General features: G+C 61.3%; 26 protein-coding genes. 13 read left to right on the forward strand and 13 right to left on the reverse strand.

The genetic code is table 11. The annotated features are described in order from the left end of the window. Positions 1-10: 10 nt before the first annotated feature. The 6 genes from gspE to gspG form a co-directional block, all read right to left on the reverse strand. Positions 11-1,429, reverse strand: coding sequence for a type II secretion system ATPase GspE (gene gspE, locus BFP99_RS17200; protein WP_065939826.1), 1,419 nt, complete (start codon positions 1,427-1,429; stop codon positions 11-13). Between the two features lie 367 nt (positions 1,430-1,796). After that, positions 1,797-4,130 (reverse strand): type II secretion system secretin GspD, encoded by a 2,334-nt coding sequence (gene gspD, locus BFP99_RS17205; protein ID WP_065947778.1) that lies wholly within the window; start codon positions 4,128-4,130, stop codon positions 1,797-1,799. Further along, positions 4,127-4,636: a type II secretion system protein GspM gene (gene gspM / locus BFP99_RS17210; protein WP_065926133.1), complete on the reverse strand. Its 510-nt coding sequence runs from the start codon at positions 4,634-4,636 to the stop codon at positions 4,127-4,129. The genes gspD and gspM overlap by 4 nt, the downstream gene beginning before the upstream one ends. Beyond that, positions 4,629-5,768 carry a type II secretion system protein GspL gene (gene gspL / locus BFP99_RS17215; RefSeq protein WP_065947779.1) on the reverse strand — a complete coding sequence of 380 codons (1,140 nt, stop codon included), beginning with the start codon at positions 5,766-5,768 and terminating at the stop codon, positions 4,629-4,631. The genes gspM and gspL overlap by 8 nt, the downstream gene beginning before the upstream one ends. Beyond that, a complete protein-coding gene (gene gspK / locus BFP99_RS17220; RefSeq protein ID WP_065926131.1) occupies positions 5,765-6,688 on the reverse strand; it encodes a type II secretion system minor pseudopilin GspK in 924 nt (307 codons plus the stop codon). The genes gspL and gspK overlap by 4 nt, the downstream gene beginning before the upstream one ends. Positions 6,689-6,696: 8 nt before the next feature. After that, entirely contained in the window at positions 6,697-7,146 is a 450-nt protein-coding gene (gspG, locus tag BFP99_RS17225) for a type II secretion system major pseudopilin GspG (protein WP_065947780.1), read from the reverse strand. A 137-nt stretch (positions 7,147-7,283) separates the two neighbouring features. Between gspG and gspI the strand changes: the two genes are divergently transcribed. Further along, on the forward strand, positions 7,284-7,670 hold the full coding sequence (gene gspI / locus BFP99_RS17230) for a type II secretion system minor pseudopilin GspI (RefSeq protein WP_065926129.1): 387 nt from the start codon (positions 7,284-7,286) through the stop codon (positions 7,668-7,670). A gap of 4 nt (positions 7,671-7,674) precedes the next feature. Here gspI and BFP99_RS17235 read toward each other — a convergent pair whose 3' ends face one another. Further along, positions 7,675-8,106, reverse strand: a complete 432-nt coding sequence (locus BFP99_RS17235) for a type II secretion system protein N (RefSeq protein WP_065947781.1) — start codon at positions 8,104-8,106, stop codon at positions 7,675-7,677. Between the two features lie 68 nt (positions 8,107-8,174). Here BFP99_RS17235 and gspH point away from each other — a divergent pair, with 68 nt between their 5' ends. Next, positions 8,175-8,636: a type II secretion system minor pseudopilin GspH gene (gene gspH / locus BFP99_RS17240; RefSeq protein ID WP_065926127.1), complete on the forward strand. Its 462-nt coding sequence runs from the start codon at positions 8,175-8,177 to the stop codon at positions 8,634-8,636. Beyond that, entirely contained in the window at positions 8,633-9,238 is a 606-nt protein-coding gene (gspJ, locus tag BFP99_RS17245; protein ID WP_065926126.1) for a type II secretion system minor pseudopilin GspJ, read from the forward strand. Before gspH ends, gspJ begins: the two co-directional genes overlap by 4 nt. A 10-nt stretch (positions 9,239-9,248) precedes the next feature. Here the strand turns inward: gspJ and BFP99_RS17250 are convergent, their stop codons facing one another. Then, a complete protein-coding gene (locus tag BFP99_RS17250; RefSeq protein WP_065947782.1) occupies positions 9,249-10,166 on the reverse strand; it encodes a LysR substrate-binding domain-containing protein in 918 nt (305 codons plus the stop codon). A gap of 187 nt (positions 10,167-10,353) precedes the next feature. Here BFP99_RS17250 and BFP99_RS17255 point away from each other — a divergent pair, with 187 nt between their 5' ends. The 7 genes from BFP99_RS17255 (at position 10,354) to BFP99_RS17285 (ending at position 18,386) form a co-directional block, all read left to right on the forward strand. Next, the gene (locus BFP99_RS17255) at positions 10,354-11,874 is read left to right on the forward strand and encodes an ABC transporter substrate-binding protein (protein ID WP_065947783.1); all 1,521 of its coding nucleotides are present in this window, start codon (positions 10,354-10,356) and stop codon (positions 11,872-11,874) included. 81 nt (positions 11,875-11,955) lie between these two features. Then, on the forward strand, positions 11,956-12,873 hold the full coding sequence (locus tag BFP99_RS17260) for an ABC transporter permease (RefSeq protein ID WP_065926125.1): 918 nt from the start codon (positions 11,956-11,958) through the stop codon (positions 12,871-12,873). Positions 12,874-12,882: 9 nt separating this feature from the next. Beyond that, positions 12,883-13,785 carry an ABC transporter permease gene (locus BFP99_RS17265; RefSeq protein WP_065947784.1) on the forward strand — a complete coding sequence of 301 codons (903 nt, stop codon included), beginning with the start codon at positions 12,883-12,885 and terminating at the stop codon, positions 13,783-13,785. Positions 13,786-13,817: 32 nt separating this feature from the next. Next, positions 13,818-14,828: an ABC transporter ATP-binding protein gene (locus BFP99_RS17270; protein WP_065947785.1), complete on the forward strand. Its 1,011-nt coding sequence runs from the start codon at positions 13,818-13,820 to the stop codon at positions 14,826-14,828. Further along, the gene (locus BFP99_RS17275; protein ID WP_065926122.1) at positions 14,825-15,814 is read left to right on the forward strand and encodes an ABC transporter ATP-binding protein; all 990 of its coding nucleotides are present in this window, start codon (positions 14,825-14,827) and stop codon (positions 15,812-15,814) included. Before BFP99_RS17270 ends, BFP99_RS17275 begins: the two co-directional genes overlap by 4 nt. Next, the gene (locus tag BFP99_RS17280) at positions 15,811-17,235 is read left to right on the forward strand and encodes a M20 family metallopeptidase (RefSeq protein ID WP_065939601.1); all 1,425 of its coding nucleotides are present in this window, start codon (positions 15,811-15,813) and stop codon (positions 17,233-17,235) included. Before BFP99_RS17275 ends, BFP99_RS17280 begins: the two co-directional genes overlap by 4 nt. Beyond that, positions 17,232-18,386, forward strand: a complete 1,155-nt coding sequence (locus tag BFP99_RS17285) for a M20 family metallopeptidase (RefSeq protein ID WP_065947786.1) — start codon at positions 17,232-17,234, stop codon at positions 18,384-18,386. Before BFP99_RS17280 ends, BFP99_RS17285 begins: the two co-directional genes overlap by 4 nt. A gap of 34 nt (positions 18,387-18,420) precedes the next feature. On the opposite strand, the gene BFP99_RS17290 is transcribed toward BFP99_RS17285, so the two are convergent. From BFP99_RS17290 to BFP99_RS17300, 3 genes are all read right to left on the reverse strand, one after another. After that, entirely contained in the window at positions 18,421-18,843 is a 423-nt protein-coding gene (locus BFP99_RS17290; RefSeq protein WP_083221213.1) for a hypothetical protein, read from the reverse strand. Positions 18,844-18,890: 47 nt separating this feature from the next. Then, complete coding sequence (locus BFP99_RS17295; RefSeq protein ID WP_065947787.1) at positions 18,891-19,355, reverse strand: transketolase; 465 nt, start codon at positions 19,353-19,355, stop codon at positions 18,891-18,893. Positions 19,356-19,483: 128 nt separating this feature from the next. Then, complete coding sequence (locus BFP99_RS17300; protein ID WP_065926117.1) at positions 19,484-20,500, reverse strand: 1-aminocyclopropane-1-carboxylate deaminase; 1,017 nt, start codon at positions 20,498-20,500, stop codon at positions 19,484-19,486. Between the two features lie 198 nt (positions 20,501-20,698). Between BFP99_RS17300 and BFP99_RS17305 the strand changes: the two genes are divergently transcribed. Continuing rightward, positions 20,699-21,208 (forward strand): Lrp/AsnC family transcriptional regulator, encoded by a 510-nt coding sequence (locus BFP99_RS17305; protein WP_065926116.1) that lies wholly within the window; start codon positions 20,699-20,701, stop codon positions 21,206-21,208. Positions 21,209-21,215: 7 nt separating this feature from the next. Here the strand turns inward: BFP99_RS17305 and BFP99_RS17310 are convergent, their stop codons facing one another. Next, positions 21,216-22,196, reverse strand: a complete 981-nt coding sequence (locus BFP99_RS17310) for an AraC family transcriptional regulator (protein WP_065947788.1) — start codon at positions 22,194-22,196, stop codon at positions 21,216-21,218. A 188-nt stretch (positions 22,197-22,384) separates the two neighbouring features. Here BFP99_RS17310 and BFP99_RS17315 point away from each other — a divergent pair, with 188 nt between their 5' ends. After that, entirely contained in the window at positions 22,385-23,563 is a 1,179-nt protein-coding gene (locus tag BFP99_RS17315; protein ID WP_065926114.1) for an aldo/keto reductase, read from the forward strand. Positions 23,564-23,741: 178 nt separating this feature from the next. Then, entirely contained in the window at positions 23,742-24,452 is a 711-nt protein-coding gene (locus tag BFP99_RS17320; RefSeq protein ID WP_170252189.1) for a hypothetical protein, read from the forward strand. A gap of 42 nt (positions 24,453-24,494) precedes the next feature. Here BFP99_RS17320 and BFP99_RS17325 read toward each other — a convergent pair whose 3' ends face one another. Continuing rightward, positions 24,495-25,388 carry a LysR family transcriptional regulator gene (locus tag BFP99_RS17325; RefSeq protein WP_065947789.1) on the reverse strand — a complete coding sequence of 298 codons (894 nt, stop codon included), beginning with the start codon at positions 25,386-25,388 and terminating at the stop codon, positions 24,495-24,497. Positions 25,389-25,465: the final 77 nt, after the last annotated feature.

The following is a 25,465-nucleotide window of genomic DNA, read 5'->3' on the forward strand; positions in this document are numbered from 1 at the left end:
TAGCGATTCATCAGGCGTCCCGTGTCACGCGCAGGATTTCTTCGGGCGCGGTGGCGCCGCTGCGCACCCAGCGCTCGCCGTCTTCACGCATGCTGAACATCCCCGCACGCCGCGCCGCCACGCGCAGATCCTGCTCGCCGGCGCCCTGGTGGATCAGGCTGCGCACCTCGTCGTCGACGCAAAACAATTCATGGATACCGGTCCGCCCGCTGTAGCCGATCTGGTTGCACTGCGCGCAGCCCACCGGGCGCCAGGTGCCGGGCGCGGCCGGGTCTTCCTGTTTGCAATGCGGGCACAGGCGGCGGACCAGGCGTTGCGCCAGCACGCCCAGCAGTGACGAGGCCAGCAGGAACGGCTCGACGCCCATATCGATCAGGCGGTTGACCGCCGACACCGCATCGTTGGTGTGCAGGGTCGCCAGCACCAAGTGCCCGGTGAGCGAGGCCTGCACCGCGATTTGCGCGGTCTCCAGGTCGCGGATTTCACCGATCATGATGATGTCCGGGTCCTGACGCAGGATCGCCCGCAGCGCCAGGCCGAAGGTCATGTCGATCTTGGCATTGACCTGGATCTGGCTGATGCCCGGCAGGTCGTATTCCACCGGGTCTTCCACGGTGAGGATATTGCTGGTGCTCGCATCCAGCCGTGCCAGGGCGGCGTACAGGCTGGTGGTCTTGCCGCTGCCCGTGGGCCCGGTGACCAGCACAATGCCATGGGGCTGGCGAATCAAGGTGTCGAGGCGCGCCAGCAACTGCGGCTCCATGCCCAGGGTCTCCAGTTGCAAACGCCCGGCTTGCTTGTCGAGCAAGCGCATCACCACGCGCTCGCCATGCCCGGTGGGCACGGTCGACACACGAATATCAATCGGCCGCCCGGCCACGCGCAGGGCGATACGGCCATCCTGGGGCAGGCGTTTTTCGGCGATGTCGAGCTGGGCCATGATCTTGATCCGCGACACCAGTGCGCCATGCAATGCCTTACGCGGCGACACCACATCCCGCAGGGTGCCGTCGACGCGGTAACGCACCACGGAGTGGGTTTCATACGGTTCAATGTGAATATCACTGGCCTCGTCCCGCGCTGCCTGTGTGAGCAAGGCGTTGATCATACGAATCACCGGCGCGCCGTCCTGGGTGTCGAGCAGGTCGGTGATTTCGGGCATGTCCTGCATCAGGCGGTCGAGGTCGACCTCGTTTTCCGCCGCGCCCACCACGGCGGCGGCGCTTCCCGTATCGGCATAAGCACTGGCGAGGAGGCCGTCGAGTTCATCGTCGCGTACCTGCTCGAGGTGGGCCTGGCCGAACTGGCGCCGTACTTCGCTGATGGACCAGCCGGGGGTGGAGGGGCAGACGGTCAGCAGCATGCCGTCGTCGCCGGGGCGCAGGAGGATGCGTTGGGACTTGGCCCAGGCATAAGGGAGAAGGCTCACAAGACATCTTCCTGACCGAGCGCGGTCACAAAACAACGTACCCGCGATGCGAAGCGAGCCGCTTTTGATCTTGATCTTCGGCGCCCCGTAAAACCACGCTGGCCGAACGCAGGCTTGAATCCGTGGGTAACCCGGCAGGACGCCGGGTTAGCCGTCCTGGGCCAGGGATGGCCCATGACGGCGGCCCACGGATTCAAGCCTGCGTTCGGGCACACCGAGCCTAGGCGAGGTGCCGAGTGGTGGGGCGAGGACCTTTTGGTTACTTTTGGCTGGGCCGGCTTCCGGTCCTTCCAAAAGTGACCCGCTGTAAGAGCGGAACCATAGGTGGCCGTTACCGCAGGAATGGATATGTACACGGTCAAAATGTTCACGGTCGCCCCCCAGAAACCGGCACTGCCCGAATCACCGCCCTCGGCCCCTGCTGCTGCCCGCCCGGAATAGCCTTCTCCACCGCCGGCAATTGCGGCGCCTGCACATCCGGCATCGCCCAGCTGTGTTCCGGCTGGGAATGGCCCTGGGCACGGCGCATGTAGTCATAGCGGTTCAGGGTGATCGCGCGCCCGGCCCCACTGTCGCGGATGATATACGGGCGCAGGAACACCATCAGGTTGGTCTTGGTGACCGCCCGGCGTTCATTGCGAAACAGCACACCCAGCCCCGGAATGCTCGACAGCCACGGCACGGCTTCATTGCTCTGGCTGTAACCGTCCTGGAGCAGGCCGCCGAGGACCATGATCTGCCCGTCGTCGAGCAAAATACTGGTGTCGATCGCGCGCTTGTTGGTGACGATCCCGGCCGACGCGGCGCTGCTGGACGCGCGCTCATCGATGCTGCTGACTTCCTGGTAAATATCGAGTTTGACCGTGCCACCCTCGGAGATTTGTGGGCGCACATTCAGCTTCAAGCCGACCTCTTCACGGGTGACCGTCTGGAACGGATTATTGCTGGTACCGCCGCCACCGGTCACGTAGCTGCCACTGACAAACGGGATAGTCTGGCCAACAAAAATACTGGCCGCCTCGTTATCCAGGGTCAGCAGGTTCGGCGTCGACAGTACGTTGCTGCCGCCTTTGCTTTTAAGCGCGCGGGCCAACACCTTGAGGTCCATGACCTTGCCAATGCCGGGCACATCCACGGTACCGTTGATAAAGCCGAGGCTGAGCCCGCCGGGCAGCACGTCAACGCTGGTCTTGCCATTCAGGTTGAACCCCGCGCCGCCCAGGTTAGTCCCGCCAATCACGCCTTTGCCGGCCAGGTCGCCGCTCTGCCACTGCACGCCGAACTCATTGGCATCGTCCTCGCCGACTTCAACGATAAGGCTTTCAATCACCACTTGGGCGCGGCGCTGGTCGAGCATGTCGATGACTTCACGCAGGTTGCGGTACAGCGGCTCCGGGGCAGAAATCAGCAAGGTGTTGGTGGTCGAGTCGGCCTGGAGGGTCACGCCACCGGCGGTGAAGGCGACGTTTTGCTCATTCGTTTGCCCGCCGGGCTGGCTGCTCGAGCTGCTGTTCGTCTGCGCCGACTCATTGGCGCTGGTGGTACTGCCTTGGCCACTGCCCTGCCCGGTCTGGCTGCCGGAGATATTGGCACCCATTGTGCTGAGGGCCGACCGCGCATTGTCACCGCCACCGCTGTCGCTTTCACCGGTCAGCAAACCGCGTAACGACTGCGCCAGTTTCGCGGCCTGGGCGTTGCGCAGGTACACCACGTGCAAATTGCTTGGGTTGGCTTGGGCGTTATCCAGCTTGTAGATCAAGTTACGCGCCAACTCGGTTCGCTCCGGGCTGCCGGCACGAATCACGATCGCGTTGGAGCGCGGGTCGCCCACCACCGTGATTTTCTGCGTCGGATCGCTGCCCGGCTGCTCCAGCAGTTGCGAGACCATCTCGGCGATATCCACGGCGATCCCGTTTTGAACCTGCACCACGTCGGTGTCGATGGCGCTCGGTGTGTCGATGCCGTCGATAAGCTGCGCCACCCGCGCCAGGTTCTCGGCGTAGTCGGTGACAACGATGGTGTTGTTGCCCGGATAGGCGTTGATCGGGTTGTTTGGCGAAACGATCGGGCGCAGTACCGGGATCAGGTTCACCGCGTTTTCGTATTGCAGGCGGAAGGTGCGCGTGAGCATGCCGCTGCCGCCCGGCTTGTCGGCACTGTAGATCGGCCCGCCGAGCAGCTTGGCATCGGCCTCGGGCACCACGTGCGCGATACCGCCCACATCCACCACGCTGAAGCCCTGCATGCGCAGTGCCGCCAGCAGCATGTCGTAGGCCTGATGCGCCGGCACCTGCCCTTCGGAAACCAGCGTGAGGGAGCCCTTGACGCGCGGGTCGACCAGGAACTGCTGCCCCGTCGCACGGGACAACGCCCGCACCACGGCTTGAATGTCGGCCTCGACGAAATTCAGCGTGACCGGTTGATCGCCCAAGGGTTTGCTCGGCGCCACGCCGCTGTGACCGGCACCGCTGCCACGTGTGGGGTTGGTAACCTTGTGCAAGGGCCGCGACTGCCGTTCGATTTGCACTTGCGCACGCTGCCGGTCTACCAGGGCATCGCCGCTGCGCTGGGTGGTGGCCAGGGGCAGGCCGAGCTCACTGTCCTGGGGTAAATCCGCCGTGGGCTGCGCGCTGCACGCACTCAGTGCGAGCAACAGAAACGGCGCAGCCGTACGGACATAATGGGAACCTGACCACTTCATGATGCTTCCTTAGCGCCGTGCATCCGATCCATACGGACGGTTCCTGTGAGAGTGCCTGCCGTGTTGTCGACCGAGGCTTCGCCGGCGCGCTGCAAACGAGCCTCCACCACGTCCAGCGAGAATTGCCCTGGGTCACTCAATAACCAGCCGAGCACCGCATCGGCGGGGGCCGAGTCCAGTGTCAGTTGCCAGGACGCATCCTGGGCCTGTAACCGGTAGTGCCCCGCCAGTCCGGCGGCGTCGAGGGATTGCCGCAATGAGTGTTCAAGGTCCAGCCCGACAGGCGTGGTGACCTCGCGAAGCAACAGCGCCAGTGCCTGGCTCTGGGCGCGCAGCTTCGGGGTTTCGGCTTGCCAATAGTCAATGTTCTTGAGCGCTGGCTGGATCAGCGACAGCCAGACCAACAGGCTGGCGAGAAACACCACCGCACCGCTGAGCATGGTTTTTTCCCGCGGGGCCAACGCTTTCCAGCGCCCTTTGAAGGCCATCAGTCTCGGATTATTCATCGTCGTTTTCCACGCTGGAATCACCCTCTCCCGACGCGGGTTCGGCCATCGCACTCAGCGTCCAGATGCGCTCGTTGCGGTGGGCGGAAAGTCCCGCCTGGCTCAGCGCAGCCTGTACAGCGCCGTCGGCAGCGGGAGTGGCTTCGGCGGTCATCTGCAGCTGCAACTGGCGCTCGCTGAAGGTCAACCGCTGGACGCTGCCGGCCATGAACGGCAGCGCCATGGCGGCTTGCTGCACCAGGTAAGCAAAGTCGTGATTGAGCTGCGCGGGCCCTCCCCCTTGCCGGATCGCCAACTGCTGGCGAGCCTGTTGCAGAGGGTTGAGAATCACCGGCAGCTCGGGAAATGCGTGCTTCACGCGCTGGCTCATCTGCTGCTTGAGCTGCTGCCCTTGCGCAACCTCGCGGGCGGCGTAAAGGTTGAGCCCGGCCACCCAGACACCCACGGCCAACGCACAACAGCCCAACGCCCGCCCCCAACCGGCCGCCTGTGCAGTGCGCCGACCGACCCCGGCGTGCAATCCCCAGCCAGGGGCAGCGCCGTTCCAGCGCTGATGGTCCACGGGCCACAGCACACTTTCGCCGGTGGCGGCGAGCGCTTCCAGACGGTCCTCAACCAACGGTTCCACCGCCCCATGGGCGAGGGTGAAGCGCAGCAGCAACTGGCCCTCTACCACACACCCATTGATCTGCCCGGCCGCTGGCACGGCTAAGCGGTAAGGCGCTGGATACAGGCCGCCCAGCTTCAATCCGTGCAGGCCAAGCAACTGACCGAGGCGATCCAGTACAGCCTTGGGCAGCCAGCTCAGGTGCACCTGTCCATCGGCATCTCGAGCGCTGTGCGCCACATGCATCTGCTCGCTGGGCCCCAGGATCAAGGCCTGCGCAGCGCAGGTAACGGCCGCATCGATACGGGACGCTGACAGCGGCGGAAGTTCAATGCGCGTAAGTACCGTGTCCATGGGGTGAAGGAAACACTCGACGGCCTGAGACTTGACCTGTTGTTCCAGCTGGCCAAGGGTGCTGATGCCGGTATGACTGACGTGCCCCTTGCGGTCCAGTTGCGCGAACTCAAGCTCGGTGTCCGACGTCAAGGACTCCAGCGGCGGCAAGGCAAGACGCAGGCGCGTCATACGCCCAGCCTCGACCAGATCACCCTGGGCATTGCGTCTTCCGGACGATGCAGCAGCGCAGCCAGGTGCACACGGCGCTGATTGCGGCGGGCTTGCCCCTGGAGCAGGAACCACTCACTGGTGATCCCGACATTGAGTTCATCCACGTTCAGGTTGGGCAATCGCGCACGGTTAACGAAGTCGCCGCGATTGATAAACCACTGGCCGCGATCGCGCTCGGCGACCAACGCCTTGGCCTGCGCCCAGGACAAACCCGGCACCACCGCGGCCAGCACCTCCGCGCTGGCCGTATTGCTGTTGACCCAGGTGTTGACCGGAAGAATGCTGACGTAGTGCTCCAGCCGTGCCAAGACCCGCTCATTGAGGCCTTCGATACCGCGTAATTGATCAAGACTGCGCAGCATCGGCTGGGTGGCGGGTAATGGCGGGGGCGGCTGCCCCACTGTTGAGGCAACCGGCCTATGTGGGTAGGCCGCAATCACGCGTTGGCTGATGCGCTGCGCCAGGCGGGCCTCGACACCGATCATCTCGCACAACCGCTCAAAGCTGCGCATCTGCCCGAGATCAACAGACTCTTGGGCGATTAAATTGCGCAGGTTGAACTTGCCTTGCAGGTCCTCAAGGCGGCCTTCGAATTCGCCGTCCTGAGCGGTGTTGATCGGCCGGGCCCATGGCTGGTCAAGCCGCGTCAGCACATCCTGCTCGCGGGCGTCCCGAAGCAATCGCCGGCTGACTTCCAGGCCGCCCAGCAGTGATGCACTGCCCTGCACTCGCGCCTGCTCGGCCTCAAGTGAACGGGTAAAAACGCTCTGGCGGGTGAGCATGCCGGCGGCGAACACAGCGACCACCGCCGCGATCAGCATCGCGCTGATAATCGCCATGCCGCGCTGTTTCGCCCCTGTGGGCGAGTGTGATTTCATGGCCGCGCTTAGAGCTGCCAGGATCCGATATCGGCATTCACACCGTCGCCATCAGGCTGTCCGTCGGCACCGAGGGAGAAGATGTCGACTTCGCCGTTCGCGCCGGGATTCAAGTAATGGTAAGGACGGCCCCAGGGGTCGTTGGGCAAGCGCTCCAGATAAGAACGCCAGTTGGTATTTTTTGCATCTGCCGGGCGCTCGACCAATACCTTGAGGCCCTGGTTCATGTTGGGATAGGTGCCGTGGTCGAGGCGATAAAGCTTGAGCGCCTGCATCAGGCCGGCAACGTCCTGCTTGGCCGCAATCGCCCTGGCCTGGTCCGGGCGGTCCAGCACTTTAGGCACGACAATCGCCGCCAGAATGCCGAGGATGACCACCACCACCATGATCTCGATCAGCGTGAACCCTTGCTGAACGTGGCGGGCGCGATGCCCATATTTGATGCGCGCGAAATCCATATCCACCATCCTTGGCTTGATCCTAATTCGGCGCGCAGTGTAACAAAACTAACTATCTGGATAGCAAAAATAATTGGCCGCTGCCCGCGGCGCTCTGAGTGCTACTCTACGGCGTGTTTTTACGCCAAGAGTGACCCATGGAGCTGTCGCGCAAGGAGCAAGGTTTTACATTGATCGAGGTGCTCGTGGCCTTGGCGATCATTGCCGTGGCGATGGCGGCGGCGGTCCGCGTTGCAGGCTTGATGACCCAGAGCAATGGGTTGCTGCGCGACCGCTCGATGGCGCTGCTGTCGGCCCAGGGCAGGCTCGCCGAACTGCGCCTGGAGGGACGCCTGCCCAGGGGGCACAAAGCGTTTGACTGTGATCAGGGCCGCTTGCAGTTGCGTTGCGAGCAGAGCATCGCACCGAGCGCCGATGGACGGCTGATGCGCGTCACCCTGCAGGTGTCGGAGCGCAAGCGCGAGGCGCCACCGTTGGCGCGGGTGGAAACGCTGCTCAACCCGCCGAAGGCAACGCCCCAATGAGCGTTCAGGGTCGGGTCAAGCGCGGTAGCACCACCGAGTCCGGCAGCGTGCTGACCTTAATCCGGGTGTGCTGCGTGCCCCGCTCAATCACCACCGCATCGCCCTCGATCGCCGCCAGGCGCACACCCTGGGCCAACGACTCACCCACCAGGAAACTGCGCGGCGGCCCCTCGTTCAGGCTCAGGATCGCCACCGCCCCGCGCGCGCCCGCCATCAGGCCGGAGACCTTGATGTCCACCGTCGCCGGCTGGTTGGAAAACCACTGCAACGCCGGGGTATCCGGGCGAGCGGCCAAAGCCGGCGGCTCGACCTGCGGCACCTGGGACTCGGCCGATGTCAGCAACACGGAAGACCAGACCAGCCCCCCCGCGAATGCCGTGGCCAATGCCACTGCCTGCACCACTTGCGGCGCGGTCAAACGAAAAATAGCGACCACGACAAAACCTCCTTGTTGTCCTGCCGGGCAGTCTACAGGAGAGACCCACGACGAAGGAGCGTTGTGTCATGACCAAGGCCAATCAGCAAGGCTTCACCCTGATCGAGTTGATGGTGGTCCTGGTGATCATCGGCATCGCCTCAGCGGCGATCAGCCTGAGCATCAAACCCGACCCGTTGCAATTGCTGCGCAAGGACGCCAACCGCGTGGTCCAGATGCTGCAGATCGCCCAGGCCGAAGCCCGGGCCGACGGCCGCCCCATCACGTGGCGGGCCGACAATAAAGGGTTTCGCTTCAGTCGTCGCAACGCGCCCGGCGAGGGTTGGGATCACTTCATGAGCGACCCGCAACTGCGTCCCCGTGCCTGGGAAACACCCTCGATGAGCGTACGTGTAACCCCCAGGCAACCGGTGGTACTGAATGCCGAATGGTTTGCCTCGCCCTTGCAACTGCAGCTCTCGGATGGCCAGCACCGCCTCACCCTTCACCGCACGGCGACAGGACAAATACGCGTGGCGAACCAACCATGAAAACAGACCAGCACGGTTTTACCCTCATTGAAGTCATGGTGGCGATCATGCTGATGGCCATTGTCAGCCTGATTGCCTGGCGCGGCCTCGACAGCGTGAGCCGTGCCGACAGCCATTTGCAGGCCAGCACCGAGCAAACCGAAGCGTTGTTGCGCACACTCAACCAGCTGGACCGCGACCTGGCCCTGCGCGCCGGCGTTGAACTGAGAACGCCAGCCTTGAACGATGACGAACAGCCCGACGGGCTCGCCGCAATCAGCGTTCGCAGCTCCGACCAGCATGATTTTCAACTGAACGTGATTCGTAACGCAGCCCTTCCCGAAAACGGTCTGCAACGGGTGCGCTGGTGGCTGGAGGGTGACACGCTGTACCGCGCCACATCCGCAGCCAGTGATCGATACCCGTTGCCTGCGCCCAAAAAAGCAGTGGCCGTCTTATCCGGTGTCAGCGACCTGCAAGTGCGCATCTGGGAACCGGGCCAAGGCTGGCGTCAGCTGGCCGGCAACCGTAAAGCCGATCCCATCGGCCTGGAAATCAGCCTGACCCGCCAGACGCCGCAGGGGGAAGAACGCTATCGGCAAGTGGTGGGGCCGCTGCAATAACCTCATCTTTTCAAAGCCGCTTCGCCTTCGCCAGCTCAGCGATCAGAAAATCCCTGAACGCCGAAACCGCCGCCGGTAGATTGCGCCCAGCCATGCTTTGCAGTTCGATGCGCCGCGCCTGCATGCCTTCATCAAGGATCGGCAAGCATTGCAACTGTTTGTCCGCCACCTGTTGGTGCAAGGTCATTTCGCTGGCCAGGCTGATGCCTCCCTCTTCACGGACGAAACTGTAGAGCGCGGCAACGTAATTGGTGGTCAATACCGGGTCGAACAACAACCCCTGGACGCCGCAACAGATGTCGAAGAGTTGCCGTATCGTAGTGTCGGCCTTGGGTAACGCAATGGGCCAGGGTTGCAACTCGGCGAGGTTGACAGACTCCCGCCCGGCCAAGGGATGGGCATTGGAGACCACGGCAAAAATCGCCCCGCTCAGGACATGTTCGACCTTGATTTCCTTTTGCGGCGTCAGGCTGAACGTCATCGCCAGGTCGGCTTCACCGGAGCGAACCTTCTCGGTCGCTTCAGCGGGCGCACAGACCTCCAACGTAAAATGAATGCCCTGATACTCACGCCTGAACCCGCTGATGCTCCTGGGCATGTATTCCAGGGCAAATCCTTCCGAACAGGCAACATGCACATGCCCCCGTTGCAAGCCGTGCAGCTCGGTAATTTCCAGCACCACCTGCTCGGCCTCAAGCTGCGACTTGCGCGCATACGCCGCCAGTCGCGCCCCCGCCTCGCTGAGCACCATGCCGCGGGCGCGACGCTCAAACAGGCTGGCATCCAGGGCCAACTCAAGCTTGGAAATTTGCCGGCTCACCGCTGATGCCGCCACATTCAGCCGCATTGAGGCCTCGCTGATCGATCCGCATCGGGCGACTTCAAGAAAATAGCGCAGTGCCGTGGACTGCACGCCATACAGCTGCATCGGAGCCCCCAAGGATTGCCTTTTCGGCAAAGGAAGTATCGAAATATTGTGCTTGCGGCATTGATAGCCCTTCCCTACATTCGTGTCCAGACCAAAAAAAACAGCGCCCGACCTTTTCCTCCTCCTTCTACGCATTTGCGATTCGCTGCCCTTTGATTCAACCACTCTCGCCAACGGAGACGACGGCATGGGCATCAAAGGTTTCGCCTGCAGTATCGCGCTGATGGGCCTTATCAGCAGCTTTCCGGCGCATGCCGGCAAAGCCAACGACACCCTGGTTTACGCTTCCGACAGCGAGCCTGAAAACATCAGCCCCTATCACAACGATTTACGCGAAGGCGTGATTCTCGGCCGGCTGATCTGGGACAACCTGATCTACCGCGATCCCAAAAGCGGCGAATACAAACCCATGCTGGCTACCAGCTGGAAGCAGGTCGACGACACCACCCTCGACTTTGAGCTGCGCAAGGGCGTCAAATTTCACAACGGCGACGCCTTCACCGCCGACGATGTGGTGTTCACCCTCAACTACGTGGTGTCGCCCGAAGCGAAAGTCGTTACCGTGCAAAACGTAGACTGGATCAAGGGCGCCGAAAAAACCGGCGACTACAGCGTCCGCCTGTATTTGAAGAAGCCTTTCCCGCCGGCACTGGAATACCTGTCCAACGCCGTTCCGATGTTTCCCAAGCAGTACTTCGAGAAGGTCGGCCTGGCCGAATTCAGTCGCAAGCCCATTGGCACCGGGCCGTATAAAGCCGTGTCGGTGGTGGCCGGCGAAGCCGTGACCATGGAGATCAACAACGACTACTTCCCGGACAGCCCACAAGGCAAGCCCCATATCAGCCACCTCAAGTTCCGCGTGATCCCGGATGCAGAAACCCGTCTGGCCGAGTTGATGACCGACGGTGTCGACTGGACCTGGCGTGTGACCTCGGATCAGGCGGTCGACCTCAAGGGTATGCCGAACCTGACCGTGACCAGTGGCGAAACCATGCGCATCGGTTTCCTGATTCTTGATGCACGGGGCACCTCCACTGAAAACTCACCGATGAAGAACCTCAAGGTGCGCCAGGCCATCAACCATGCGATCAACCGCAATGCGCTGGCCACGCAATTGGTGGGGGGCGAAGCCAAGCCCTTGCAGGTTGCCTGTTATCCCGGCCAGTTCGGTTGCGATACCACTGCGGCCACGGTCTACGACTATGACCCCGCCAAGGCCAAGGCGCTGCTCGCCGAAGCCGGTTACCCAAATGGCTTCGAGACAGAAATCTTCGCTTATCGCGACCGTGATTACGTCGAAGCCATCATCGGCAACCTGCGCGCAGTGGGCATCAACGCCAAGCTGCGCTACTTGAAGTACGCCGCCCTGCGCGATCAGCAACGTGGCGGCAAGGTGCCCATGTCGTTTCAGGCCTGGGGCTCGTTCTCGATCCTCGACACCTCGGCGTCGGCCGGTACCTGGTTCAAGGGCAATCCGGACGACAATATCAAGGACCCACAAGTCCAGGGCTGGTTGCAGACCGCCGACAATGCCCTCGACCCGCAAGTGCGCAAGGATAACTACCGCAAGGCCTTGCAGCGCATCAGCGAGCAAGCCTACTGGGCGCCGCTGTTCAACTACTCGATGAACTACGCCTACACCTCGGAACTCGCGTTCACACCGTACCCGGATGAGCTGCCGCGTTTCGTCGAGTCCACGTGGAAGTAATACGTAATCGGGCGCACGGACTCTCGTGCGCCACGGACACGTCCTCACACTTGTCATCCATTGGATATGAGGAAACTTGCCATGCTTGGATTCCTTCTGCGCCGCCTGGGCATCGCCATTTGCGTTGCCATTACCGTGTCGGTGATCAGCTTTTCTCTTTTGCACCTGTCCGGCGACCTCGCCACTGCCATTGGCGGACCGGAAGCCACCAGCGAACAGATCGAACAGATTCGCGTGCAGTACGGCTTGAACAAACCGCTGCCGACCCAGTACTTCAACTGGCTGGGCGATTTGCTGCGGCTGGACCTGGGCAACTCGTTTTTCTTTCAGGAATCGGTCTACAACCTCGTCGCCAGCCGCCTGCCGATTACCCTGGGGCTGGGTGCCATGGCGCTGGGGATCGCCTTGCTGGTGGCCATTCCACTGGGCGTGCTGGCCGCAGTCAAACGCGACACCTGGGTTGACCGGCTGGCCTTGAGCATCGCGGTGCTGGGCCAGGCGATGCCAAGTTTCTGGTTTGCGCTGATGCTGATCGTGGTGTTCGCGGTGACGCTCAAGTGGCTGCCGGTGTCCGGCAACGCGACCCTGTTGCACTTCGTCATGCCGGCCATTGCCCTGGGCTACTACGCGACGCCGGCAATCATGCGCCTGACCCGCGCCGGCATGCTTGATGTGCTCAGTTCCGATTACATCCGCACCGCCCGCGCCAAGGGCCTGCGCCCCACCCGCGTGCTGTTCAAGCATGCACTGCGCAACGCGCTGATTCCGGTCGTCGCGCTGGCGGCGGTGGAGTTCGGTTTCATGCTCGGCGGCTCGGTGGTGATCGAAACCGTGTTCTCCCTGCAAGGCATCGGGCAACTTGCCTGGGACGCCATCGCCCGTGACGACTTTCCGGTGGTACAGGCCGTGGTCCTGTTGATTGCGGTGATCTACATCATCCTCACGTTGCTGGCCGATGTGCTCAACGCACTGCTCGACCCGCGTATTCGCGTGCGCTAGGAGGCCTACATGAGCACCCCCACTACCCTCGCGATCAATGACTACCTGCCACCACCGAGCAGCCTGAGCCGAGTGCTTGGCAAGAGCTTGCGTCATCGGGGTTTCGCCATCGGCGCGGTGTTGTTGCTGATTATCTTCGCAGGTGCACTGTTCGCGCCGTGGCTGGCACCTTACGACCCTTATGCGCAAGACGTGATGCTGCGCATGAAACCACCGGTATGGATGGCCAACGGCACCTGGGAATACGTGCTCGGCACCGACAAGCTGGGCCGTGACTACCTGTCGAGGCTGCTCTACGGCGCACGTATTTCGCTGTTCATCGGCATTGCAGCGGCGCTGATTTCCGGCTTTATCGGCACGCTCATGGGGCTGTTGGCGGGCTACTACGGCGGCAAGGTCGATGGGTTTATCAGCTACCTGATCACCACCCGGCTGGCGATGCCGGTGGTGATGGTCGCGCTGGCCTCGGCCTCGTTGATGGGCGGCTCACTGAAAGTGGTGATCGTGCTGCTCGGCTGCCTGTTATGGGATCGCTTCGCGGTGGTGGTCAGGGCCTCGGTGCAACAGATTCGCGATGCTGAATATGTGGCGTCGGCCCAGGCGCTCGGCTGCTCGCCCCTGCGCATTCTGGTGAGTGAAATCCTGCCCAATCTGGTCGGCGCACTGATCGTCGTCGCGACGCTGGAAATGGCCCACGCGATCCTGCTGGAGTCGGCCCTCTCGTTCCTCGGGGTTGGCGTGCAGCCACCGACGCCGTCCTGGGGCCTGATGATCGCGGAAGGCAAACCCTACATGTTCTTTTCCCCGTGGGTTATCGCCATTCCCGGCGTCGCCCTGATGATTCTGGTGCTGGGCATCAACCTCGTCGGCGATGGCCTGCGCGATCTGATCCTGCCCGACGGCCGTAACTGATAGACCGCCGTAACTGATAGAGGGAACCGAACATGGCACTACTCCATGTAGAAAACCTGCGCGTGGACATCCCCATGGGCAACAGCCCGACGCCGGATGACATGCTGCATGCCGTACGCGGCCTGAGTTTTGAAGTCGAGCGCGGTGAAATGCTGTGCATCGTCGGGGAATCCGGCTGCGGCAAATCCCTGACCTCGCTGGCGTTGATGGACCTGTTGCCACGCAAGGCCAAACGCACCGCGTCCCGGCTGACGCTGGACGGCATCGACATGCTCGGCCAGAGCGAGCGGCGCATGTGCGACCTGCGCGGCAACCGCCTGGCGATGATCTTCCAGGAGCCGATGACCTCGCTGAACCCGGCCTACAGCATTGGCGATCAACTCAGCGAGGTACTGACCCAGCATCGCAAGGTCTCACGCAAGGAGGCCCTGGCGCGCGCCGCGCAGATGCTGGAGAAGGTCGGGATCAGCAATGCCACCGAGCGCTTGCGCCAGTATCCGCATCAACTTTCCGGCGGGCTGCGCCAGCGGGTGATCATCGCCATGGCGTTGATGTGCGAACCGGACCTGATCATCGCTGATGAGCCCACCACGGCGCTGGACGTGACCATTCAAGCGCAGATCCTGCGCTTGATCCGCGACATTCAGAAAGAACTCGGCCTGGCGGTGATCTTCATCACCCACGACCTTGGGCTGGTGGCACGGATCGCCGACCGGGTCGCCGTGATGTATGCCGGGGAAATCGTCGAAACCGCCCCTGCCCTGCAACTGTTCGAGAATCCGCAGCATCCGTACACCCGGGGTCTGCTGGCGAGTATTCCAATCCCTGGCCGGACCAAACCGGGTGAGGCGCTGGGTTCGATTCCAGGCCTGGTGCCGAGCCTGGTCGGCGAACAGCAAGGGTGTGCGTTCCGCAATCGTTGCGGTCAGGCGATCCCGGCCTGCGCGCAAAACATCCCCGAAGTCGAACAGGACGGGCACATGGCGCGCTGCCTGTTCGCCGCCCCGGCACCGATTCGCCTTCAGGAGCGTGCAAGGTCATGAAAAAAGATATCGCTTTGGAGCTGTGTGACATCCGCCGTGAGTTTCGGATCAACCAGGGCTTTTTCAAACCCGCCGCCACCCTGAAGGCCGTGGATGGTGTTTCCCTGCGCCTGATGCGTGGCGAGACCCTCGGTCTGGTGGGCGAGTCCGGTTGCGGCAAAAGTACCCTGGCCAAGATGCTGCTCGGTCTGTTGCCGCCCACCAGCGGCGACGTGTTGGTCAATGGCAAACACCTGGCGGCGACTGATCGCAAGGCAATGTCCCGGCATATCCAGCCGATTTTCCAGGACCCGTATTCCTCGCTGAATCCACGCAAGACCCTGCGCGAAATCGTTACCCTGCCGCTGATCGTGCATGCCATCGGCAGTACCGCCGAGCGCCGCAGGAAGACCGAAGCGATGCTTGATGTGGTCGGCCTGCCCAAACGGGTGATCGACAGCTACCCAAGCCAGCTGTCCGGCGGGCAACGCCAGCGGGTGGCGATTGCCCGGGCGCTGATCATGCGCCCTGACGTGTTGATCTGCGACGAGCCCACCTCAGCGCTGGATGTGTCGGTGCAGGCGCAGATTCTCAATCTGCTGCAGGACCTCAAGCGTGAATTCGGCCTGACCTATCTGCTGATCAGCCATAACCTGGCGGTCATCGAACACCTCGCCGACCGGGTCGCCGTGATGTACCTGGGGCGCATCGTCGAAGAACGCACGCGCGAATCGTTGTTCGCGGAGCCCGGTCACCCTTATACCCGTGCCTTGCTGGATTCGGTGCTCACGCCCGATCCGCGCCTGGGCATTCCCGAGATCGGCCTGCACGGCACCTTCCCCAACCCCATGTCACCGCCGTCCGGCTGCGCTTTCCATCCGCGCTGCCCGAGCTGCCTCGCCCCCTGCAAAACGGCCTACCCGGCCAATGGTCCGCTTATCGGCGGCAACGTGCGTTGCCACCTTCACGACACTTCTGCCCAAACACTGGAGCTTGTCCACTCATGAGTCGTTCACTGGCTATCAGCAACACCACAGCACAATTCGACAATGGCGAGTTTTTCAATCTGCTCCAACGCAGCGTCGCCTTGCACACCGAAAGCCAGGCAGCGGACAGCCAGCCCGAGCTGTATCGCTACCTCAATGAGTTCATCACCCCACATGTCGAGGCGATGGGTTTCAGCGTCAAGATCTATGACAACCCGGTGGCCGAGCGCGGCCCCTTCATGATCGCCACGCGCATTGAACACCCGGACCTGCCGACCGTGCTCAGCTACGGCCACGGTGATGTGGTGCGCGGCTATGAGGCGCAATGGCGCGAAGGCCTGTCGCCGTGGCACGTCATTGCCGAAGGCGATCGCTGGTACGGCCGCGGCACGGCGGATAACAAAGGCCAGCACCTGATCAACCTGACCGCGCTGGAACAAACGCTCAAGGCGCGCGATGGCCAACTGGGTTTCAACGTCAAGCTGCTGCTGGAAATGGGCGAAGAAGAAGGCTCGCCGGGCTTGAACGCATTCTGTGCCGCGCACAGCAAAGAGCTTGCGGCGGATATTTTCATCGCCTCGGACGGCCCGCGCCTGGCGGCATCACGCCCGACGATTTTTCTCGGCTCGCGCGGGGTATTCAACTTCGAGCTGGTGGTCAATTTACGTGAAGGCGCCCACCACTCCGGCAACTGGGGCGGGTTGCTGGCCAATCCCGGCATCATCCTGGCCAATGCCATCGCGAGCATGGTCGATGAACACGGTCGGGTGAAAGTGGCGGGCCTGATGCCCGAGACACTGCCGGAGCCGGTTCGGCAGGCGCTGGCCGATATTGCCGTGGGTGGCGGACCGGGCGATCCGGACATCGACGCCAACTGGGGTAACCCGGCGCTTTCGCTGAGCGAAAAGGTGTTCGGCTGGAACACCCTCGACGTCATCGCCTTCAAGACCGGCAACCCAGACGCCCCGGTGCATGCGATTCCCGGCAAGGCTAACGCCCACTGCCATATCCGCTTCGTGGTCGACAGCGACTACACGACCTTTATCCCGGCGGTACGTACCCACCTGGATGCGCATGGCTTCAGCAATGTCGAGGTCAAGCAAAGCCGCATCGATGTGATGCATGCCACTCGGCTGGACCCGCAGAGCCCTTGGGTCGATTGGGCGCTCGGCTCCCTGGCACAGACCACCGGCAAAAAACCTGCGCTGCTGCCAAACCTCGGTGGTTCGCTGCCCAACGATGTGTTCGCGGACGTGCTGGGCCTGCCGACATTGTGGGTGCCACACTCGTACCCGGCCTGTTCACAACATGCGCCGAACGAACACTTGCTGGCGCCGGTGGTCAAGGAAAGCCTGCAAATCATGGCCGGGCTGTTCTGGGACCTGGGCAACGATGCGGCACGCCTGACCCGGGAACATCAGTTACGGGAGCAGGCGCAATGAGCGCCACGCCACAACAGGCCCTGGACTGGCTAGCCGACCAGCGCCCAGCCATGGAAGCGCTGCTGCGGCGCATCGTCGACACCGATTCCAACAGCTATGACAAGGCGGGTGTCGACGCCGTGGGCGCGCTGCTCGCGGCTGAACTGGAGGCCGACGGCATCCTGCTCAAGCGCATCCCGGTCGAGGGTTTTGGTGACGTGCTGCTCGCCGAAGTGCCAGGCGATTCTGGAAAACCGGTGCTGTTGCTGGGCCATCGCGACACGGTCTTCCCCAAGGGCACCACCACGACTCGCGGCTACAGCCGCGACGCCAACCTCGCCTATGGCCCCGGCGTCGCCGACATGAAAGGCGGCCTGGTGCTCAATTGCTTCGCGCTCAAAGCACTCAAGCGCGCCGGCCGGTTGCCCTATCCGGTGCAGGTCCTGTACACCGGCGACGAAGAAATCGGCTCCGGCAGCGCCAGGCCCCATATCGAAAACGCCGCCCGTGCCGCCCGCGCCGTGCTCAATACCGAACCCGGCCGGGCCAGCGGCAACGTGGTCAGCGCACGCAAAGGCGGGGCCACGCTGATCATCGAAGTCAGCGGCCGCGCGGCGCATGCCGGGGTCAACCATGCCGACGGGGCCAGCGCCATCGAGGCCCTGGCACGCAAGATCGTCAAGCTGCATGCCTTGACCGATTACCCGGCCGGCATCACCACTAACGTTGGGCTGATATCCGGTGGTACGTCGAGCAACACCGTCGCGCCCAGCGCCTGTGCGCGGCTGGACGTGCGCTTCATCGAACTCAAGCACTGGGATCGGATCTTCAGCGCAATCCAGGCCATCGTCGCCGAAGAAGAACTGATCGGCACCCGCGCCGTCCTCAAGGAAGCGACGACCTTTCTACCGATGGAAGCACGCCACAGCGAACGACTGCTGCACCTCTACCAACAAAAAGCACTGGCATTGGGTTTCAGCGTCGAAGGCGAATTCACCGGCGGTTGCGCCGACTCCGGCTTTACCGCCAGCCTGGGCGTTCCAACCCTGTGCGGGCTCGGCCCGGTGGGTGGCAAGGTTCACACTGATCGCGAATACCTGGAACTGGACACCCTGGTGCCTCGCGCCCTGGCCCTGGTGGCGACCATTCTGGCGGTCGGCGACAGCGTTTGAGGCCATGGTTTTCTGCGTGTGGTCCCCGACAGGTTCACAGGCAGCTCCCGGCGCTGTCGGGTATCGTTTCAAGGTAACGGGAATGGCTCACTCGGGCGAAGTTTTTGACCTGTTCTACTGCTGCAATCACCGAACATTCGGCCGACCCGTCTGGCGCTACGGAGTAGAGGCATCGCTTACCCATGGAAAGGCTATGCAATAAACGCTCATCCAGTTCACCGAGCACGACAAAAGAACAGTCACTCTTGACCCCTTGCACATCAACGCGCTTGCCAGGCACGGTGTTCACCGTATCGACATGGATCAGCGCAACATTGTCAAAACAGCTGAACCCCTGATGGATCAAGTCAATATGAGCGCTATCAAGTCCACACACGATGACCACGATACGCGTGCAACTTGAAGGCTCGCGCATCCACTTCATTGCGTGGGTGCGACAGTCGACAGTTCGGCTCATAAGCGAGGCCTTTATTGTTCCAACAGTCGAATGGACCAGGTCCTTGGTTAAATGACGCCGCGTGCCTGCAACACGCTTTTCGCCAGGCTTCGGGTCGCCGCTAACACAACCTCCACCTGTTGATCCATCTGTGCAGTGGAGGAGGCTACTTCTCCAAGCTCGACCACGCGCAGCGGATGACCAAAGACGGACCCCAGCCACGTCATGCCGCAATCCGTGCCAGTTTCGACATCCAGTAAAAAGCTGCCGTGGGAGACGCCGCGCAACAGTTGGCTGGCATGGCACGCGTAGGCCCCGTCGGACGGCTCCGGGCTGGACCCGACCTGCAACCAGTCGAGCCTCAACGCCTCGGACTGTTTGATGGCTAGATAAGCCACCTGGTCCCACTCATCTATCGCCACATGCAGCTTGTCGATCATGTACGGGGGCAACGCGGCGCTGGTAACGATCACTACTCCGGCATCCGCCGAAGGCTCCTTGATCCAGACTGCAGATTGCGTTATCGCATGCATGGCGGTACTTCCGGCGGTTGGATAGGAGCAACGTGCTCCGGGTGGCGATTCGACGATGGGGTCGTGACATTCAATATTGATGCCGACTCACCCATCGCTTCGTGAGCTCCCTGGTTTTTTGGCGTTAATCAGCCGTTGCGAAACAGGAAGCTGTAGGCATTCAGCGCAGGCGCCCCACCCAAGTGCGCATACAGCACTTTGGAGCCTTCGGGAAACTCACCACGGCGGACCATTTCAATCATCCCGTGCATGGATTTGCCTTCGTACACCGGATCGGTCAGCACACCTTCCAGGCTCCCGCACAAACGAATGGCTTCCAGCGTGCCTTCGTTGGGCAAACCGTATTCCGGGTAGGCAAAACGTGTATCGAGCACCACGTCGTCTTCGGTGATCTCACGGCCCAGTTCCACCAACTCTGCGGTGTGCCGGGCGATACGCAGGATCTGCGCCTTGGTTTGCTCCGGCTTGGCCGAGGCATCAATGCCGATAACGTTCTTCGAACGGCCGTCCGCGGCGAAACCGACGACCATGCCGGCCTGGGTACTGCCGGTCACAGAGCAGACCACGATGTAGTCGAACGTGAACCCCAGTTGTTTTTCCTGCTCTCGCACTTCCTCGGCAAAGCCGACGAACCCAAGGCCGCCGTAGGGGTGTTCGGAACAACCCGCCGGTATCGGGAACGGCTTGCCACCCCGCGCCACCACATCGTCCATGGCCTTCTCCCAACTGGGCCGAATGCCGATATCGAACCCGGCGGCGTCCAGTCGTACCTCGGCGCCCATGATGCGAGACATTTCGATATTGCCAACGCGGTCATATACCGCATCGGAGTAGTTCACCCAGTTTTCCTGCACCAGCACGCACTTCATACCCAGGTGAGCGGCAACGGCGGCCACCTGGCGGGTCTGGTTCGACTGGATGCCGCCGATGGAAACCAAGGTATCGCAGCCTTGCTCGAGCGCTTCGGGAATCAAATATTCGAGCTTGCGCGTTTTGTTCCCGCCGAAGGCCAGGCCACTGTTGCAGTCTTCACGTTTGGCATACAGCTCGACCTTGCCACCCAGGTGTTCACTGAGGCGCTTCAAGGGCGTGATGGGAGAAGGACCGAAGGTCAACGGATAACGTTTAAAACGATTCAGGTTCATGACGCTGCTCCTTGATTACTGGACATCAAAGCGCCAGACCGAAAGGCAAAGGTTGCCTTCCAGGTTCTTTCAGGCGGGCTTCGATGAGTTCAATATTAAGAAGATTTCCAAAAAGATGTGTTGCAAACTTCTACCACTTAAAGAACTATAATTTCTCGCTACAAATATCGAACATACTTTAATTGCGAATAAACAGTCATGAACGCAATAAACACTCGCAAGAAGCCAAGTGTATCGGCCCCGGTGCCGCAGCCGCTGGATCGAACCGACCGCGCCATTCTCAAGGCCCTGCAGCGAGATGCCTCCATCTCCAATGTGGCGCTGGCAGAGAAGGTGAAATTGAGTGCACCGGCGTGCCTCAGGCGCGTCGAGCGGCTCAAGCAAGTCGGCCTGATCAAAGGCATAGTCGCGCTGCTCGACAATGTCGCGCTGGATGCGGGGATGGTGGTGTTGATCGGCGTGGTGCTGGACCGCTCCACACCGGAATCCTTCGCCGCATTCGAGGCAGCCGCACAAAAAGTGTCCGGCTGCATGGAGTGCCATGTGGTGACGGGGGAATTCGACTACTTCATGTTGATACGAACCAAGGACAGCAACAGTTTCAACCGGCTCCACGCGGAACAGTTGCTTTACCTGCCTGGGGTTCGCCAGATTCGATCGTTCATGGGCTTGCGTCAGGTCTTGTCGACCACCCACATTCCTCTTTGAAGCGTCGCTAGCCGAGCAGTCCGCCCTGCTCCCGTACGTGCTTGATGTCTCTCGAGGGCGGGGCTCCGAAACGCCGGGCATATTCACGGCTGAATTGAGCAACACTTTCATAGCCGACGCGCAACGCGGCGGTGTTCACGTCAACACGATCGGTCAACATCAGGCTGCGTGCGGCTTGCAGCCGTAACGCCTTTTGATACTGAACAGGGCTGGTGCCTGTCAGCTTGCGAAAACTGTGATGCAGCGTAGAGCTGGCCATTCCTGATCGTTCGGCGAGATCGGCCACGTGCAGCGGTTTGTCGTAGTGATGTTTCAGCCATTCAATGGCTCTTACGATGCCCTTGTCTCGATAACCGTCGCGGGTGACGCTGCGCAGCCAGTGCCCTGCACTACTTAGCAATAGCCGAACGCATATTTCCCGCTTGATCAGATCCGACATCAAGCCCGCTTCAAGCGGCCGTTCGATCAGCGTAGCGAGTCGAGCGAATGCGTCGAGCATCTCACTCGACGCCGCACCGGATACGAAGCCTCGCGCTTCAGTAGCCATTTCCTGCGCAGGCGGTTCCAAGGTCTGGATCACCTCGTTGAGCATGGAAAGGTTGAGCTTCAACACGACGGATAAATAGGGGGTTTCCTCGCTGGCAGCGGTAACACGGGCCAGTGTGGGGATGTCGACCGACGTGACGAAGAACGCCCCCTGCCCGAACTCACAGGCCTCCTCACCGAACGTGATCTCCTTCGCGCCCTGCAGAATGATGGCCACGCAAGGCTCATAAATGCAGTAAGTGGGCGTACCCAGGTCAGCCATTCGATAAAAGGCCAGACCTGGAATCGATGTTTTGCAGACCTCGTTCAAACCAATCTGCCGGGTGACTTTTTCGATCAGCCGCCTGAGCGCCTGGAGACGCTCGTTGGGCTGTATGGGATCGCGCAACGCCAGAGAATGCAGATGGCTGGAACCGAACTGCGAGAAGGAACCGCTCGTCATTACATGCGCCCCTGTTTACGGAATGTTCGAGTCTGCTGAGAGTGCGTGACCAACACAAGCGCATCGGCAGGATTGTGCAAAAAATATGGCGTATTAGGGTCACCCGGCCAACCCTCGTTGTTCTAACTTCCAGTACGAATACCGGCTTCGATGATCCCGTGAAACCTCGGTCGCGAAAGGAACGTTGGATGGACAGACGAGATTTTCTTACTTACTCGGCAGTGGGTACTGTTGCAGCCGCTTTGCTGCCAGCCTCGAGTGTCGCCAGTTCGGCAGCCCCAGCGCCCTCTTTACTGACAGAGCGCGGGAGCGTGATGCGTACTGAAGGCCGGCCAGTGCGCACAGGCCTGCCCCTCAATTCACCCTCGCCTACCCTGCGATACATGACGCCTCAACGCTTTGGCATGGGCGGGACACAGATTGGCAATATCTTTGCGCCGCTCAGCGACGAGCAGGCGGGCCTGGTTCTACAGGCCGCCTGGGACGCGGGTGTAAGGCTTTACGACACGTCGCCGTTCTACGGGTTTGGTTTGAGTGAATATCGGGTAGGTCGCTTTCTGCACGGCAAACATCCGAACGACTATGTGGTCTCCACCAAGGTAGGACGCGTTTTGACTGCCGCGGGTGGCCCCCGCGCGGACCATGCCATCTGGAAGTCACCCGCGCCCTTCAACTACCGGTATGACTACACCGCGGCAGGCGCACGGCGTTCCGTGGAAGACAGCCTGCAGCGGCTGGGGCTGCCGCGTATCGATATCGTGTTTATCCATGACATCTCGCCCGATAACAGCGAACTGGAAGGCGGTTGGGAAGCGGCGTATCGCATTGCGCGCACAGGGGCGATGGTTGAGCTTGAAAAGATGCGTGATGAGGGGCTCATCAAGGCATGGGGCTTCGGCGTCAATACGCCGAATGCTGTGGTCCAGGCAATGGCCGGTGATGACCCGACTCCCGACATCGTGTTGCTTGCCTGCCAGTATTCGCTCCTTGAGCACAGCGATGCGTTACGCAACACCTTTCCGGCGTTGAGCAGGAAGGGCACCAGCGTTGTGGTTGGAACACCACTGAACGATGGATTCCTGGGAGGACGCAGCCGATACAACTTCAGTTTGGATCTGCCTGCCGGAGCGGTGGAAAAGCGCGCGCGAATCATGGCGGTTGCCAAACGACATGGCATCGACATTCATACTGCCGCCCTGCAGTTCGCGGCAGCACATCCGCAAGTGTCAGCGATCATTCCGGGTGCCCGCACGCCGGGGCAGATCGTTTCCAATGTGCAGGCGATGAAGGTCGGTATCCCGGCAGCCTTTTGGGAGGAGCTCAAGAGCCGGAACCTGATCGATGCCCAAGCACCGGTCCCTTCCTGAGCAGGGTCTACGCCCGTGCAACCTACTGATGTGACGCTAGCGTCGCTGGCCTCATTTAACCCGAAACGTATCTTCCTGGTTGCAGCAACGCTGCAGATAGCAGCCGCTTGATCCGCCTGTTCCAGTAAACAAACTGCGCACGCGTCCAACTAAAAACACTCGTCCAAGGCCGTAATAAATGAAGATACGCACGTCTTTCATGATTTTAGGCGGCCTGCTTGCGCTGTCCGGCAGTGGCTACTTACTCGCCGACACACTCGCGCTGAGCGTTACATTGCCGGCTCCACTCCCACAGCTAAAGGTGCTGACACTCCTTATAGGTATACACCTGCTCGGCATGTGCTTCGGTCTCGGTGGGGCGACGATGCTGGACCTCTGGATCCTGCGTTGGATGCGCCGGGGCAGCCTCCCGGTTGAAATCGGACGCACCTTTCACTTCATCAGCGACGCGGTCACTATTGGACTCTGCCTCCTGTGGCTTTCAGGCCTTGGTTTCCTTGCCCTTTACGCGATGGAGTCGCCGGAAAAGTTTGAAAACCCCAAACTCTGGGCGAAAGTCATTGTGGTGATCGTCCTGACCATCAACGGAATAATCATCCACGCGCTTGTGCTGCCAGAAGCCCTACGCGACCTGAGTCGCCCCCTGCTCTTTGGCGTATCCCGCAAAAGAGCGGCCTTGTTTCTCGCCTCCGGTGCAGTTTCGGGGGTGTCTTGGTACACGGCTTTTGCCTTCGGCATTTTTCGTGAGTTAAACAACAGTGTCACCTTCACCCTGCTGGTCATCATGTGGCTTACGCTGATAGTCGCCGCCTCTCTCGCCGCAATGCTGCTCTGGTTAAACTCTGCCGCGGGAACCAGAAAACCTCCGTCGCTCAGTCATCCGACATGAAGATAAAGACCCGCTTGGGCATTGCGCGTAACTGAGCGCTCGTCATGTGGGAGCTTGGGGGTCACTACCCGCCCGGCTCCAAAACTCTTCAGCAGATTGACTGAGGATTGCTTTCGGGCGGGTCAGATGAATTTCCAGAGGTATGTCCCAGCTTTCGTCGAGCGCTCTGACTAAGCGCCCATCAAGAACTTCCTGCTCGGTAAGGCTCTTGGGCAGCCACGCCACACCTTTGCTTTCCAGGGCCATGGACATGAGTACCGCTGCAAGGTGGCTGCTGAAAAGCGGCTTGAGGTGAAGGTAATCTTCCTTGCCACGCAACCTGTGGGCGACGATACGTCCCAGTCCAGACTCATGGGTGTATGCGAGGTATGGCAATGCCGCGGGCGAGGTGCCGAAGTGAGTGGAAGCACTCGCAAGCGGAACGAGGACGTCCTCCCCCACCTTCTTGCTGGTGAACTGATCAGGCGCCAGTAAAGGCGGAACGTCGGGATGGCGGTGGCAGAGCAGGAACTGAACCTGACCATGTATCAGCATCTGCTCACAGACGGCCATGCTGTCCGAGTGCAGTTTCACTGCCTCAATGGGGGCACCGTTTTCTGAGCTTCGAAGCCACTTGGGAAAAAACGTAAACGACAGCGAATGAGTTGCCGCGAATTGCAACGACTTGGCGGCGATTCCTGCTACCTCTTGAGCCTCGTTGCGCATCCTGTACAAGTGTCGGGCCGCTTCCTGAGCACTGGGCAAAATTTGCCTTCCGGCCTCGGTAAGGGTTGCGCCTTGTGGTGTGCGCACAAACAACTCGACGCCCATCCAATTCTCCAGTGAGCGTACTCTTCGACTGAAGGCTGGCTGAGTAACATGGCGTGCCTCAGCGGCACGGACAAAGCTGCCGTACTCCGCAAGCGCTGAAAGATCTTCAAGCCAAACGAGTTCCAAGGGGCCATGCCTCCTGTGCATAGGGTCCGGCATTAATAGCATTGGGCGGGTGACATCGCAAAGCATAACGTGGGGCC

Origin of the sequence: Pseudomonas sp. 1 R 17 (genome assembly GCF_900067035.1) — a bacterium.
GTDB lineage: Bacteria > Pseudomonadota > Gammaproteobacteria > Pseudomonadales > Pseudomonadaceae > Aquipseudomonas > Aquipseudomonas marginalis.